Here is a 14,542-nt window from a genome sequence, read left to right as displayed (position 1 = left end):
CTGGAAATTTGAGCGGGGAACGCTCTAGCTTGCTTCTCCCTGCCGCTGGCGCCACTCGCGGATGAGTAGACCATAGACAAGCAGATCGCAGACGCCGTTATGGGTTGTTTCATGCTGGCGAAGGTACGCCTCGCGCAGGAAGCCCAAACTTTCCGCCAGAGCAATGGAGGAGCGGTTTTCGGCGTCTATCTCCATGTAAAGTTTGCGATATCGGCCCATGGTAAAGATATGGGCGATGAGCGCGGTCATACATTCGCGCGCCACTCCTTGTCTCTGCCGCTCAGTGGCTGTGATATATCCAAGCTCGAGAACGGCGTCGTCGCGACCAGGAAAAGCGACGTAGCGACCTGCAACCTCCTCGGTCACGCGGTCAATGGCGATCCAGGTTTGTCCGGGCCACTCTTTATCGTTCAGCCAATCGGAAAATGTCGCGATATCTTCAAAGTGAGGCTGAGACATAAATCGGCACTGGTCGGCACTTGAAAAAGTTGGGAACAAAGCTTTTGCATCGCTTTCAATCAAGCCCCGCATAGTAAAGCGCTGCGTCGTAAGCGTCGGTACGTCCATTATCTCCACTGCCGTTTTGTCATGCCATTCACGGGAACAGGTTTAATAGTCTCTCCTGGAACTGCCAAGCGTTCCGGTCAGCAAATTGTCTTCGATTGTTGGATGCCTCCAAAGCAGCTTCGCAATCAGCGCGATTCGCTACCTGTAGACGCGATGCCTAAAGCAACTCCTCAGCCCACCTTCTTCTCTTGACCATCTCATCAACCAATCCTATTCTTCTTGTTACGTGCACGTAAAAGTAAGCGTTTGTCATCAGGTTGTCAGACAATTCGATGGCTGCGACCGCGCTTGCTTGCTATTGGTCTCGACAAAGCGCTTCTCCTTTGCCAAGACAGATGACGCGAACTGCTTGTTGCGACGACGTTTTTTCACACGTCTGTGGCTGCGTGATGGTGTAGGGCAGGATAACGAAAAGCCGGACGGGACCGGCGTACTGACGAGGATCTTATGACGGAAGAAATGGAATTGCCGGAACGTGAATCGATGGAGTTCGACGTCGTTATCGTCGGCGCGGGACCTGCTGGCCTCTCTGCAGCTATTCGGCTAAAACAGGTCAATCCGGATCTGTCCGTTGTGGTGCTGGAAAAGGGCTCGGAAGTGGGTGCGCATATCCTCTCCGGCGCAGTTGTCGATCCCATCGGTATTGACCGTCTGTTGCCCGGCTGGCGCGAAGAAGAGGCGCATCCCTTCAAGACCGAAGTCAAGGACGACCAGTTTCTGTTCCTGGGACCTGCCGGCTCGATTCGCCTGCCGAACTTCCTGATGCCGCCGCTGATGAACAATCACGGCAACTATATCGTCTCGCTCGGTCTCGTCTGTCGCTGGCTGGCGGAGAAGGCGGAGGCGCTTGGCGTTGAAATTTACCCGGGTTTTGCCGCAACCGAAGTCCTCTATAATGACGAAGGCGCCGTCATCGGTGTTGCCACCGGTGACATGGGCATCGAGAAGAATGGCGAGCCCGGCCCTGCCTTCACCCGCGGCATGGAACTGCATGGCAAATATGTGCTGATCGGCGAAGGCGTGCGCGGCTCGCTTGCCAAGCAGCTCATCAAGAAATTCGATCTGTCGAAGAACAGAGACGTTCAGAAGTTCGGTATCGGCATCAAGGAACTGTGGCAGGTCAAGCCTGAGAACCACCGCCAAGGCCTCGTGCAGCATTCCTTCGGCTGGCCGCTCGGCATGAAAACGGGCGGTGGCTCGTTCCTCTATCATCTGGAAGACAATCTCGTTGCCGTCGGCTTCGTAGTTCACCTGAACTACAAGAACCCCTATCTCTATCCTTTCGAAGAGTTCCAGCGTTTCAAGACGCACCCGACGATCGCTCCAACTTTCGAAGGCGGAAAGCGCGTCTCTTACGGTGCGCGAGCCATCACCGAGGGCGGCTACCAGTCTGTGCCGAAGCTCACCTTCCCGGGTGGCGCGCTGATCGGCTGTTCGGCCGGTCTCGTCAACGTTCCGCGCATCAAGGGCAGCCACAACGCGGTTCTCTCCGGCATGCTGGCGGCAGACAAGATTGCAGCAGCTCTCGAATCTGGTCGCGCAAACGATGAAGTGATCGAGATCGAGAACGAATGGCGTGGCACCGATATCGGCAAGGACCTGAAGCGGGTCCGCAACGTCAAGCCGCTTTGGTCGAAGTTCGGCACGGCGATTGGCGTCGGCCTTGGCGGTCTCGACATGTGGACCAATCAGCTCTTCGGCTTCTCCATCTTCGGTACGCTGAAGCATGGCAAGACGGATGCGGAAAGCCTGGAGCCAGCAGCAAACCACAAGCCGATTGCCTATCCAAAGCCGGATGGCGTGCTGACCTTTGACCGTCTGTCGTCCGTCTACCTTTCCTCCACCAATCACGAAGAGGACCAGCCGGTCCATCTTCAGGTGAAGGACATGGAGCTGCAGAAGCGCTCCGAGCATGATGTCTATGCCGGCCCATCGCAGCGTTACTGTCCCGCCGGGGTCTATGAGTGGGTGGAGAAGGAAGGCGAACCGACCTTCGTCATCAACGCGCAGAACTGCGTCCACTGCAAGACCTGCGATATCAAGGACCCGAACCAGAACATCAACTGGGTACCGCCACAAGGCGGCGAAGGGCCGGTTTACGCCAATATGTAATATTGGCGCGGCCCGCACGGACCGCCGTCAGCAAGGATGCTCGGTGAAGGGCCCGTCTACGCCAATATGTAATATTGGCGAGGCCCGCTGTCTCATGGAGAATGAGACGGCAAAGCAGACAGAGGGAATGCCCACTTGGTCACGATCCGCGCCGGACAGAGGGAAGACTTTCCGCGTCTTGCGGAAATCGAGCTGGATGCGTTTGTTGTCTGGGCAGAAGCCTGCGGGGTGACGGACGAGCCTGTCTCCGCGCCGGTATTCCTCCTTGAACAGAGCCTGCACGAGGAGCTGCTTCTGGTGGCTGAGGAAGTGGGACGTGTCGTCGGCTTCACGCTTGGGCTGAGTGAGGGAGATACCCTCTATATTGTCGAGGTCGATGTGGAGCGTGCGGCACAGGGTAGGGGCGTCGGCACTTCGCTGATCTTGGCTATGCTGGATCGCGGACGTGAAAGAGGCTTTGCTAAGGTCGCTCTCACCACGGATCGATACGTGCCTTTCAACGCACCCTTTTACACACGGCTCGGCTTTCGCATCCTGGAGGCTGCGGAGACCCCGGCCTTTCTCCGCAGAAGGCTGAAGGCTCAGATCGATTCTGGTCTTGATCCAGAGCGTCGCGTGGCGATGTTGAAGAGCATATGAGGTCATCTGACTGTCCAGGGAGATATTGCGAGTGAACAACCTGCAACCTGTGGGGTTAGGCTGCCAATGATGGTCATCAGGGAGGCGTTTACAGTCGCAGGCTGGATCATTTAAAAGTAACGGAACCCCTATATGTTAAGAGGGTCCCTCTTAGATCAAGAGGATCAATGTACCCCTGAAGGGGTTGGGAGTGAGCCAATGAGGAAACTTGCCGGAATGGTCTCGGCTTTGCGCAGCCATCATCTGCTGGCCGCGGTTGCAGCAGTGATCGGCACGATATCGACGAGCGGCCAACCCGCGATGGCGGCAAGCTGCCGCGCCGATGCATCGGCTGGCATCGACTGGAGCGAATGCAACAAGCGTCTCCTGATGCTGGGCGGCAGCGTCTTGGATGGTGCTGATCTGCACGGGACGGACTTTACCTATACCGATCTGCGCGGCTCCTCCTTCAATAAGGCCAATTTGGAGAAGGCCAAGCTGATCCGCACTTCGCTTGCGTCCTCCCAGCTTGAGGGCGCCAATCTGATCAAGATCGAGGCCTATCGCAGCGATTTCAGCGATGCCAATGCCGAAAACGCCAAGTTCAACAGCGCTGAAATGCAGCGCGCCAACTTCGAGAACGCCAAGCTCGTCAATGCCGATTTCTCCAAGGCGGAACTCGGGCGAGCGGATTTCAATGGCGCGGTGTTGACGGGCACCAAATTCACCAAGGCCAACCTCTCTCGCGCCAGCTTCACCGGCGCCAAGTTCACCGGGCCGATCGATTTCTCCGACTCGTTCCTGCTGCTTGCCCGTATCGAGGGGCTGGACCTATCCGCCGCCACCGGGCTCGATCAAAAACAGATCGATATTGCCTGCGGCGACGACAAGACAAAGCTGCCACAAGGTTTGACCAAGCCAGCCACATGGCCGTGTCCCGCCGATCCGGAAGATGATTGACCAAGAAGGCCAGCCGGACGACGGTCCGACTGGCCTGTCACAGGGCCGTATAAGCTCTTGGCTTAAAAGCCTGACAACACGATCTTGCCCTTGGCTTTGCCGCTTTCGATCAGCGCATGTGCCTTGATAAGGTTTGTGGCATTGATCGTGCCGAACGTCTCCGTCAGCGTCGTTCTGATCTTGCCCTGGTCAATCAGTTCCGACACGTGGTTCAGCAGCTTGTGCTGCTCCAGAATATCGGCGGTCTCGAAGACCGGACGGGCAAACATCATCTCCCAGTGAACGGAAATGGCCTTGCGCTTGAAAGGTAGAATATCGAAACCACCCTCTGGATCGTCTATCAGGCAGTAGCGCCCCCGCGGCGCAATCAGTTCTATGCTGTCGGCGCGGTGAACGTCGCTATGGGTGGTGGAAAAGACGAAGCTTGGCGCGCCAAGACCGAGCGCTTCGACCTGTGGCGCAAGCGGCTTGCTGTGGTCGAGCACATGATGCGCGCCGAACTGCTCGACCCATTCCTTTGTTTCCGGCCGCGATGCTGTGGCGATGACGGTAAGATCCGTCAGGTGCCGCGCAAGTTGGATCGCGATCGAACCGACGCCGCCAGCCCCACCGATGATGACGACGGCATCGGCGCCGCCCGCAACCGGGTCCTTTACCTTGAGGCGATCGAACAGCGCTTCATAGGCAGTGATGGCGGTTAATGGCAGGGCGGCAGCTTCCTCGAAGCTCAAGCTTTTCGGCTTCTTTCCGACGATGCGCTCATCCACGAGATGAAACTCGCTATTGGTGCCGGGGCGGTTGATGGCGCCGGCATAAAAGACTTCATCGCCGGGCTTGAACAGGCTGACCTTCTCACCCACGGCCTTGACGATACCCGCGGCGTCAAAGCCAAGAACCCGAGTTTGACCTGCCTCAGGTGCCTGATTGCGACGGACCTTGGTATCGACCGGATTGACCGAGACCGCCTTCACGTCCACCAAAAGATCGAGGCCTTTTGCCTCTGGTGCAGGAAGTTCAAAATCCACCAAAGCGTCTGCTTCCGTCACGGGCTTGCAGCTCTTGTAACCGACAGCGCGCATGTTCATTCTCCTTCGCTTGTTGCTTCGGCGTCTATTTGATAGCTATGAGCTAAGGCTGCAAGAATGCACATTTTGTGTCTATACTGACAAAAAGGATACTGTGGCCGCCTGCAGATCCTGAAAAACGGAGCTTTTCATGTCCCGTCCTCGCGCCAAATTGAAGGATAATTTTCCCGGCTGCCCGGTGGAATCGACACTCTGTTATCTCGATGGCAAGTGGAAAGGCGTGATCCTCTATCATCTGCTGAACGAGGGAACTCTGCGCTTCAATGCACTGCGTCGCCACATCCCAAGCGTCACGCAGCGCATGCTGACAAAGCAACTGCGCGAGCTGGAAGATGCCGGCCTGATTTCCCGTACCGTCTTTCCCGTCGTGCCGCCAAGGGTTGATTACAGCCTGACGGCACTGGGCCAGAGCATGGCGCCGGTCATATCGGCGCTCAAATCCTGGGGCGAAGCCCATGTGGTTTGCAGGGACGGGGTGAAGACGCTCGCTGTGCCTGCGGATCGCGTCACAACGCTCGCCGCCGCCGAATGAGCACCATCGCTGATCTTTTGGGAAGGCAGCGTCATGCCTTTCTCCAGGATGGACCGCCGTCGCTGGACCAGCGAAGAGCCGATCTCAAGGCCTTGCGCAAAGCTGTCACATCTCGTCGAAGCAGGATCGAACAGGCGGTCGATGCGGATTTCGGTGGACGTTCGCCGAATGAGACTGCGCTTCTCGACTTGGTCGGCGTCGTCAACGCCATTGATTACCTCGACCGGAACCTGAAACGCTTCATGAAACGGGAGCGACGAAAAGTTGAAACGCTGTCACAAAGCGGAAGGGCCTGGGTGGAGTATCAGCCGCTCGGCGTCATCGGCATTCTGTCGCCTTGGAACTATCCGTTTCTGCTGGCCATGGTGCCACTTGCCACAGCACTCGCAGCAGGCAACCGGGCCATGCTGAAGCCCTCCGAACTCACCCCGGAAACCAGCGCATTGATGAAGACGATGCTGGCCGAGGCTTTCCCGGAGGAAAAGGTTGCGGTGGTTCTCGGCGATGCCAGCATTGGCACCGAGTTCAGCGGCTCACCCTTCGATCATCTGTTTTTCACCGGCAGCACTGACGTGGGGCGCAAGGTCATGAAGGCTGCGAGTGAAAACCTCGTTCCTGTCACGTTGGAACTTGGCGGCAAGAGCCCGACGATTATCTTGCCCGGTCACGTCATTCCCAGGAACGTGACCTCCATCGTGTTCGGCAAGCTCGCCAATGCCGGCCAAACCTGCGTTGCCCCGGACTACGTCTTTGTCCACGAAACGGAGGTCGATGCCTTTGTCGATGCCTTCGACAAGGCAGTCGCGCAATTCTATCCAGATGGGGTAGCAAGCCGCGATTACGCTTCGATCATCAGCGACAAGCATTTCTCTCGCCTCAATGGGCTGCTCGATGATGCGGTCAGCAAAGGAGCGACGTTGCGGCGGGTGGGAATAGAGGCGGACGCGGCAACGAGAACCCGCGTTTTTCCGCCGACGCTCGTCATCAACCCAACCGAAGACATGGCCGTGATGCGGGAGGAGATTTTTGGGCCGATCCTGCCGGTGTTGAGCTACCGCGATGTTTCGCAGGTGATTGGCTATATCAACGAAAGACCAAGGCCACTGGCGCTCTATGTCTTCGGAGAGGCGGATGGCGACGACTGCAAAGCGATCCTGTCCCGCACGACGTCGGGCAATGTCGGCATCAACAACACGGTGTTGCATGTTGCGCAGGATGACCTGCCTTTCGGCGGGGTGGGGCCGAGCGGGACGGGTGCCTATCACGGCATAGAAGGCTTTCGCCGCATGAGCCATGCCAAGGGCGTGTTTTCGCGAGGACGTTTCAGCGTGCCAAGCCTTCTACGCCCGCCTTTCGGGCGGATGGTCAAAGCCGGGCTTGATCACCTGCTACGATAAGGAGGTGCGATCAGGCGAGGCGGAGATCGTGTTGATGGGCAGGCAGATGGTGATGTCCAGCCCATCCGGCGACCAAGTGTAGCAAATCTCTCCGCGCATGCCGGTGATCGTGCGCTGGATGAGGGTCGAGCCGAAGCCTTTGCTGGTCGGAGCGCGGACAACGGGTCCGCCGCGCTCGCTCCACATGATCTGCATCGTTTCACCCGTCGTGCAGGCGACCACAAGCCGGCCTTCTTCGCTGCTGAGCGATCCGTACTTGGCTGCGTTGGTGGCAAGCTCATGCAAGACGAGGGCGACGCTGGTAATGTGATCGGCCCGGATGCGCACGTCATCGGTGCCGACGAAGGCGACCCGGTCGGTCGCCGCATCCGTATAGGGTGCCAGAATGTCGCCGATGATCTGGCGCAAGGGAACGTCAGGCGCATAGGCCACATGTTCGGCCGAAAACGTCGGCTGAACGAGATCATGCGCACGCCCGAGGGCGCGCAGACGGCCTCGGACGGTGGAGGAAAGCTGTTCGGCGCTCGTTGCGGTTCGCGCGGTCATGGCCAGCATCGAATCGGCCAGCGCGAAGACGTTTTTCACCCGGTGGTTCAATTCTCGCAAAAGAAGCATACGCTGCTCTTCGGCCCGATCGCGCGCCTTCTCGTTCTGCGAACGCTCGATCGCGATGGCCGCTGTCCGTGAGACCATGCCGATGACCTCGAGATCGCGTTCGGAGGGCTTGCGCGGCTCCCGGTAATAATTGGCGAAGGTCCCAAGAACACGGCCATCCGCTGCCCGGATCGGCATCGACCAACAAGAATGGAGATTGTGGGAGAGGGCGAGTTTGCGAAAATCTGCCCAAAGTGGGTCCGTTGAAATATCGCTGACGATGACGGGGCTGCCCGTATGGGCCGAGGTGCCGCAGGATCCGATACCGAGACCGACCGCGATGCCCTCGATCGCGTCGTTGTAATCGCAGGGCAGGCTCGGTGCCGCCCCTTGGGTCAGATGCTTGCCATCCTCCGTCGTGAGCAGGACGGACGCCAGCAACTCGCCGCCCGCAGGCTTTTCCACGAGAAGCACGATATCACGCAACACATCTTTCAGCGGGCCGCCAAGTGCGACGCGTGACAGAATATCCCGCTCTGCCGTGAGAAGATCCGACGTTACCGACAGCGTGTTTATCAACGGCCCAGTCCATCCCGAAAAAGAAGGCCATGTGTCTGCGACAACGGCGATATCTGGAAGATATAGGCATCCTACCTTTAAATGTCTAATGCATAAAATGCTTGATTAATCCGCACTACTTTGAAGATGCTTATAGCAAAGGTGTCAATATTATTAAGGTCTTACTTTAGGAATTGCAGATTAACCGCTAAGCTGAATTTTCTGCTTAATCTTATGCCCGTTCCATTTGCGGATGCACCCTTGATTTCCGCACAATTTAGGAGGAAGGATTTTGCCGCGGCATTCGCCGGCTCTTCATCATTCACATTTTTTTGCACCGCAACATCGAACTGCCCGGATTGGTTCATAATTTCGCGCGCAGTGATTGTCAGTTCAGGGACGGACCAGCATGGGTATTGGTTGGATAGAAGCCGCGATCCTCGGCTTTATTCAAGGGCTTACGGAATTTTTGCCAATTTCCTCCAGCGCACATTTGAGAATCGCCGGCGAGTTTTTAGGGACAGGGGAAGATCCCGGCGCCGCCTTCACTGCAATTATTCAGATCGGCACGGAATTGGCCGTCCTGGTCTATTTCTGGTCCGACATCATGCGGATCGCCCTTGCCTGGCTTCGTCATCATTTGCGGCTCGGCGGACAATATGATCCAGCGGACGTCCGCCTCGGCTGGATGATCATCGTCGGTTCGGTACCGATCGTGCTGCTCGGGCTCCTTTTCAAGGACGCCATCGAACATTCGCTGCGCAATCTCTACATCACCGCCGTCATGCTCATCGTCTTCGGTATCATTCTGGGCTTTGCCGATCGCATCGGCAAAAAGAAGTATCCGATCAAGAAGCTGATCTGGCGTGATGCCATCATCTTCGGTTTCGCCCAGGCGATGGCGCTGATCCCCGGCGTGTCGCGATCCGGCGGAACGATCACCGCAGGCTTGCTGCTTGGCTACACCCGCGAAGCCGCTGCCCGTTACTCCTTCCTCCTGGCGGTTCCAGCCGTTTTCGGCTCGGGCTTCTACCAGCTCTTCAAGAGCATCGGGCAGCAAAACCCGGTCGGTTGGGGCCAGACGGCCTTGGCGACGCTGATATCCTTTGTCGTCGGATATGCCGTCATCGTCGTCTTCCTCAAGCTGGTTTCGACGAAGAGCTACATGCCCTTCGTCTGGTATCGAATCGTCATTGGCCTCGCGTTGCTGGGCCTGCTCTTTACCGGTGTCATCAATCCGATCTGACGCGTCTAGCGTGAGATCGGCGAGCGGTTTTATCCGGCACGGTCCTCCGTGCCGGATTATTTTTATGTCTTTCGTCCCGCGTAGAATGATTTTCCTTTCGATAATGTGACAGAGCGGTTATTTCCGCTGCAACATCACCTCCGCTCCGGCTGTTGTGACCCCTCGATCCTGTCAGGAAGAATGAATGACCGCCGACGTTCCTTGCGCCCTTGCTGTGGAGGACATCCACAAGAGCTTCGGCAATCACGAGGTTCTGAAGGGCATTTCGCTGACGGCAAGGAAGGGCGACGTCATCTCCATCATCGGTTCTTCCGGTTCCGGAAAGAGCACCTTTCTCAGATGCATCAACTTCCTGGAAACGCCAGACAGCGGCCGCGTCACTGTCAATGGCGAAGAGGTGGCGGTGACACGCAGGCGCGATGGCAAGTCCGTCCCGCAAAGCTGGCGTCAGGTGGAACGCCTGCGCACCGGCCTCGGCATGGTCTTTCAGAGTTTCAATCTCTGGGCTCACCTTACGGTTCTGGAAAATGTCATCGAAGCGCCCGTGCATGTCATGGGCGTCAAGCGCGCGGAAGCGGTCGAAAAGGCAGAGGCATTGCTGCACAAAGTCGGCCTCTATGAGAAGAAGGATGCCTATCCGGCGTTCCTGTCGGGTGGACAGCAGCAGCGTGCCGCCATTGCTCGCGCGCTTTGCGTCGAACCTGCCGTGATGTTGTTCGACGAGCCGACATCGGCGCTCGACCCGGAGCTGGTCGGCGAGGTGCTGAAGGTGATCCGCGATCTGGCCGAAGAGGGCCGCACCATGCTCCTCGTGACCCACGAAATGCGCTTTGCCCGCGACGTCTCGAGCCACGTCATGTTTCTGCATCAGGGCCGGGTGGAGGAGGAGGGGTCTCCACTGCAGGTCTTCAACAATCCCGTGAGCGCGCGGACCCGAGAATTTACCGGCGCGCTCGCCAACTGATAATCTCACAGGAGTTCGATATGAAATTTGTTGCATCTCTGCTCGCCGGTACGGCTTTCGCATTGTCGGCCTTCACCGCCAGCGCCGAAGTTCGCTTCGGTGTGATGAATGAAAGCTACCCGCCCTTTTTCGCACAGGATGCCAGCGGCAAATGGCACGGCTGGGAAATTGATCTCATGGATGCCGTTTGCGCGGAAATGAAGGAGAAATGCTCCATCGTCGCACTCTCCTGGGATGGCCTGATTCCGGCACTTGAGAGTAAGAAATTCGACGTGATCTGGTCGTCCATGTCCAATACGGCAGAACGCCAGAAGGTCATCGACTTCACCAACAAATATTACAACACGCCAAGCAAGCTGATCGGCGCGAAAGACGGTAAGCCGGGTGCGACACCGGAAGACGTGAAGGGCAAGACGATCGGTATCCAGGTTGCTACCATCCAGTCGAACTACTACGCCAAGTACTTCAAGGATGTGGCCGACGAGAAGACCTACCAGACGCTTGACGAAGCCTTTCAGGATCTGGCCGCCGGCCGCATCGATTATGTCTTCGGCGACTCGCTGGTGCTCGACGATTTCCTGAAGACCGACACCGGCAAAGATTGCTGCGCCGATGCCGGCAATGTTGCCGACGACCCTGAGATCATGGGCCTTGGTGTTTCTGGTGGCGTGCGCAAGGACGATCAGGAACTGAAGCAGAAGTTGAATGCTGCGATCGCTGCCGTTCGCGCCAACGGCAAGTATGACGAGATCACCAAGAAATACTTCACCTTCGATATCTACGGCGCGAAGTAAGCCGGGCTCTTATCGCAGATGGCAACGCCTGACAGCATCCTGGAGCTTTTGTCTCCCTATCCTCCGGGATGGGGCGGCACGCTGCTGTCCGGTGCTGCCGCAACGCTTGCCATTTCTGCCGGTGCCTATCTGATTGGTATCGTCATTGGCATGGCCGGTGCCCTCGGCAAGCTTTCCGACAATCGGGCCCTCGGCGTCGTCCTTAATCTTTACACGACGCTGATCCGCTCGGTTCCTGAACTCATCCTGATCGTCGGCCTCTATTATGCCGGAACGGACGGCCTCAACCGTCTGTTACAGATGGCGGGCCTGCCGCCGCTCGAAGTCAACGGCTTCGTTGCCGCAGTCGCCGTGCTTGGTTTCGTGCAGGGCGCCTATATGACGGAAGTACTGCGTGGCGCGATCCTTGCGATCCCAAATGGCCAGATCGAGGCCGCCAAGGCCTTCGGCATGTCGCCATTCTTGCGCTTTCGCCGCGTCGTCCTTCCCGCTCTCCTGCCGAATGCGCTGCCGGGGCTCTCGAATCTCTGGCTGTCCGTCACCAAGGATAGCGCCCTGGTGGCGGTCGTTGGCTATCAGGAACTGGCGCTTGCCACGCGTCTCGCTGGCGCCAGCACCAAGCATTATTTCCTGTTCTTCATGGCCGCCGCGCTGATCTATCTGGCGATCACCCTTGTCTCCAACTTTCTGTTCCGGTTGCTCGAACGGCGCGTGCGCCGCGGCCAGCCGGCACTTGCGTGAGGGGCGATGACGTTTTCCTGGATTGAAAAATACTGGCCGCTTCTCCTCACTGGAGCATGGCAGACCGTTGCCTTGCTCGTCATCTCCGTCAGTCTCGGCTTCATTCTGGCAATCGGCCTTGCCTTTGCTCAGGTCAGTGGCGGCAGAGTGACGCGGCTTTTGGCGCGGGGCTATTGCACTTTCTTTCGCGGTACGCCGCTGCTGATCCAGCTTTGGCTTCTCTATTACGGCGTCGGTTCGTTTCTGCCGATGATCCCCGGTCTGCGGCAGAGTTTTCTCTGGCCAATCCTCAGGGAAGGCTTTTTCTTCGCTGCGGTCAGCTTCACGTTGAACTACGCGGCCTATGAGGCGGAAGTGCTGCGTGGCGCGCTGCTCGGCGTCCCGAAGGGTGAGTTGGAGGCCGCGCGAGCCTTCGGCATGAGCCCGTTCAAGCTTGCCCGCCGCATCTGGTTGCCGCGCGCCATTCGCAATGCGCTTCCCACCATCGCAGGTGAGGTGGTCATGCAGCTGAAAGCCACGCCGCTGGCCTTCACCGTCACGGTCATGGATCTCTATGCCGTCGCTTACAAGGTCCGTCAGGACACGCTTCTGGTCTACGAGCCGCTTCTGGTCGTCACCGTCTTCTATCTCATTCTCACAGCCATCATTGCCCGCTGCTTCGGCATCATCGAAGCGCAGGTGCCAGTACGACGCTAAACGGGAGACGCTCGTTCAGCTTCGCCAATTCAAGGAGTTTCTTCATGGGCGATATTCGCATTCTCGACGGCGGCATGAGCCGCGAATTGCAGCGGTTGGGCGCGGAATTGAAGCAGCCGGAATGGTCCGCCCTTGCGCTGATCAACGCGCCGGAGATTGTCCGTCAGGTTCACGCCGAATTCATCAAGGCCGGTGCCGATGTCGTCACCACCAACTCTTACGCGCTGGTGCCCTTCCATATCGGCGAAGAGCGGTTCAGCAAAGACGGCGCGTCGCTCATCGCACTTTCCGGACGCCTGGCGCGTGAAGCAGCAGATGCGTCCGGCCGCGAGGTCACGGTGGCCGGATCGCTGCCGCCGATTTTCGGCTCTTATGAGCCGCAGAATTTCGACGCGTCCCGTGTTCAGGATTATCTTGGCGTTCTCGTCGAAAATCTCGATCCCTTCGTCGACGTCTGGCTTGGTGAAACGCTGAGCCTGATCGCCGAAGGCGAAGCAGTGCGCCAGGCGGTGGCAAAGAGCGGCAAGCCGTTCTGGATTTCCTTTACCTTGGATGACGACACCGCGCAGGTAAACGGCGCCGAGCCGAAGCTGCGCTCCGGTGAGACCGTGCGTGCTGCTGCCGAATGGGCCGCCGGTTCAGGCGCTGCCGCTCTGCTGTTCAACTGCAGCAAGCCCGAGGTGATGAAGGCTGCCGTCGAGACCGCCGCCACCACCTTCAAGGAAAAGGACGCCTCGCTCGAGATTGGCGTCTATGCCAATGCCTTTGAAGGAGAACAGGGAGAGACCGCCGCCAACGAGGGGCTCCACAGCACCCGCGCCGATCTGACCGACGATATCTATTCCCGATTTGCCTGCACATGGGCTGACGCCGGTGCGACGATGATTGGCGGATGCTGCGGCATCGGTGCTGCCCACATCCACAAGGTCGCCGGAGCGTTACGCGCTCTTTAAAGCATGTCGCGCAAAAGTGGTCACCGGTTTTGCGATAACGACATGCGACAAAACAAGGACTTAAAGCGTATGGAGCGAATCTGGAAGATCGCGACGCGCTTTAGACCGCCATGCGTCCTATCGGACGCACAGAAGAAGCTCTATCTTCTTTGATCTACAGCCTCGTTACACCTACCGCGTCTCGATTGAAAATACATCGACACCGGTAACGTTCTCTTCCAGCAGGGTGAACCCCTGCTTCAGATAGTAAGGTCGCTTTTCGGCTGTGGCACAGAGATAGCATGTGCCATGGCCAAGCCTCGCAATATGCTGGCGGGCCTCTATCATCAAAGCAGCGGCAACACCCCGCTTTCGATAATCGGGATCGACCCAGAGCGCGGCAATCCAGGGCGCATAGTCTGGTCGCGCGTCAAGATCGTTGTCGATGACGAGTACAGAGCCGACATAGGTCTCACCGTCATGCGCTACGAGCGCGAATGGGATGGCATCCGTTCCCAGCATCGGATCGAGATGGGCTCGATAATCTTCAAGCGGTACGCCGCTTTCCGTCCACCAGGCATTCCAGCCGCGATGTGCGATCGTACCGGCGAAGGATGGCTGGTGGCGAAGGTTGGATATCTGCATGTGAAGCCTCATCATCCTGAATCAGAAAACGAGGGCAAGTCTACAAGCAATTGAAAAGCCTGCGCAATGATGTCGCGCGATGGTGGAGTCCAGCCGCCGGA

15 protein-coding genes are annotated in these 14,542 nt (G+C 57.9%); 11 read left to right on the top strand and 4 right to left on the bottom strand.

Annotation, left to right across the window (positions count from 1 at the left end; translation table 11 throughout):
• Window positions 1–24 precede the first annotated feature (24 nt).
• Complete coding sequence (locus AC07U5_RS10385; protein ID WP_153311178.1) at window positions 25–567, bottom strand: GNAT family N-acetyltransferase; 543 nt, start codon at window positions 565–567, stop codon at window positions 25–27.
• 447 nt (window positions 568–1,014) lie between these two features.
• Here AC07U5_RS10385 and AC07U5_RS10380 point away from each other — a divergent pair, with 447 nt between their 5' ends.
• The 3 genes from AC07U5_RS10380 to AC07U5_RS10370 all read left to right on the top strand — a co-directional run bounded on the left by AC07U5_RS10380 (window position 1,015) and on the right by AC07U5_RS10370 (window position 4,257).
• Entirely contained in the window at window positions 1,015–2,679 is a 1,665-nt protein-coding gene (locus tag AC07U5_RS10380) for an electron transfer flavoprotein-ubiquinone oxidoreductase (protein ID WP_494722936.1), read from the top strand.
• Window positions 2,680–2,814: 135 nt separating this feature from the next.
• A complete protein-coding gene (locus AC07U5_RS10375; RefSeq protein ID WP_494722935.1) occupies window positions 2,815–3,318 on the top strand; it encodes a GNAT family N-acetyltransferase in 504 nt (167 codons plus the stop codon).
• Window positions 3,319–3,516: 198 nt separating this feature from the next.
• The gene (locus tag AC07U5_RS10370) at window positions 3,517–4,257 is read left to right on the top strand and encodes a pentapeptide repeat-containing protein (protein ID WP_062598299.1); all 741 of its coding nucleotides are present in this window, start codon (window positions 3,517–3,519) and stop codon (window positions 4,255–4,257) included.
• 62 nt (window positions 4,258–4,319) lie between these two features.
• Here the strand turns inward: AC07U5_RS10370 and AC07U5_RS10365 are convergent, their stop codons facing one another.
• A complete protein-coding gene (locus AC07U5_RS10365; protein ID WP_494722934.1) occupies window positions 4,320–5,336 on the bottom strand; it encodes a zinc-binding alcohol dehydrogenase family protein in 1,017 nt (338 codons plus the stop codon).
• A gap of 136 nt (window positions 5,337–5,472) precedes the next feature.
• Here AC07U5_RS10365 and AC07U5_RS10360 point away from each other — a divergent pair, with 136 nt between their 5' ends.
• Together AC07U5_RS10360 and AC07U5_RS10355 are read left to right on the top strand one after the other, a co-directional pair.
• Window positions 5,473–5,874, top strand: coding sequence for a winged helix-turn-helix transcriptional regulator (locus AC07U5_RS10360; RefSeq protein ID WP_112518910.1), 402 nt, complete (start codon window positions 5,473–5,475; stop codon window positions 5,872–5,874).
• Complete coding sequence (locus tag AC07U5_RS10355) at window positions 5,871–7,271, top strand: coniferyl aldehyde dehydrogenase (protein ID WP_443265340.1); 1,401 nt, start codon at window positions 5,871–5,873, stop codon at window positions 7,269–7,271. Before AC07U5_RS10360 ends, AC07U5_RS10355 begins: the two co-directional genes overlap by 4 nt.
• On the opposite strand, the gene AC07U5_RS10350 is transcribed toward AC07U5_RS10355, so the two are convergent.
• Entirely contained in the window at window positions 7,263–8,444 is a 1,182-nt protein-coding gene (locus AC07U5_RS10350; RefSeq protein WP_130978593.1) for a sensor histidine kinase, read from the bottom strand. The genes AC07U5_RS10355 and AC07U5_RS10350 overlap by 9 nt on opposite strands.
• Before the next feature lie 388 nt (window positions 8,445–8,832).
• On the opposite strand from AC07U5_RS10350, the gene AC07U5_RS10345 reads away from it, so the two are divergent.
• The 6 genes from AC07U5_RS10345 (at window position 8,833) to AC07U5_RS10320 (ending at window position 13,817) form a co-directional block, all read left to right on the top strand.
• Window positions 8,833–9,669: an undecaprenyl-diphosphate phosphatase gene (locus AC07U5_RS10345; RefSeq protein ID WP_113225292.1), complete on the top strand. Its 837-nt coding sequence runs from the start codon at window positions 8,833–8,835 to the stop codon at window positions 9,667–9,669.
• Window positions 9,670–9,853: 184 nt separating this feature from the next.
• Window positions 9,854–10,633, top strand: coding sequence for an ABC transporter ATP-binding protein (locus AC07U5_RS10340; protein ID WP_443265343.1), 780 nt, complete (start codon window positions 9,854–9,856; stop codon window positions 10,631–10,633).
• A gap of 20 nt (window positions 10,634–10,653) precedes the next feature.
• The gene (locus AC07U5_RS10335; RefSeq protein WP_443265345.1) at window positions 10,654–11,427 is read left to right on the top strand and encodes a transporter substrate-binding domain-containing protein; all 774 of its coding nucleotides are present in this window, start codon (window positions 10,654–10,656) and stop codon (window positions 11,425–11,427) included.
• A gap of 18 nt (window positions 11,428–11,445) precedes the next feature.
• The gene (locus AC07U5_RS10330; RefSeq protein ID WP_112952297.1) at window positions 11,446–12,168 is read left to right on the top strand and encodes an ABC transporter permease; all 723 of its coding nucleotides are present in this window, start codon (window positions 11,446–11,448) and stop codon (window positions 12,166–12,168) included.
• A gap of 6 nt (window positions 12,169–12,174) precedes the next feature.
• The gene (locus AC07U5_RS10325; protein ID WP_062425709.1) at window positions 12,175–12,864 is read left to right on the top strand and encodes an ABC transporter permease; all 690 of its coding nucleotides are present in this window, start codon (window positions 12,175–12,177) and stop codon (window positions 12,862–12,864) included.
• A gap of 44 nt (window positions 12,865–12,908) precedes the next feature.
• Window positions 12,909–13,817: a homocysteine S-methyltransferase family protein gene (locus tag AC07U5_RS10320; RefSeq protein ID WP_443265348.1), complete on the top strand. Its 909-nt coding sequence runs from the start codon at window positions 12,909–12,911 to the stop codon at window positions 13,815–13,817.
• Between the two features lie 171 nt (window positions 13,818–13,988).
• Here the strand turns inward: AC07U5_RS10320 and AC07U5_RS10315 are convergent, their stop codons facing one another.
• Window positions 13,989–14,441 carry a GNAT family N-acetyltransferase gene (locus AC07U5_RS10315; protein ID WP_494722933.1) on the bottom strand — a complete coding sequence of 151 codons (453 nt, stop codon included), beginning with the start codon at window positions 14,439–14,441 and terminating at the stop codon, window positions 13,989–13,991.
• Between the last annotated feature and the right edge of the window lie 101 nt (window positions 14,442–14,542).

This window comes from Agrobacterium sp. GW821-FHT02D03, from assembly GCF_059421725.1.
The sequence above is the reverse complement of the archived record's forward strand: the minus strand, read 5'-3'. Positions and strand labels throughout refer to the sequence as shown.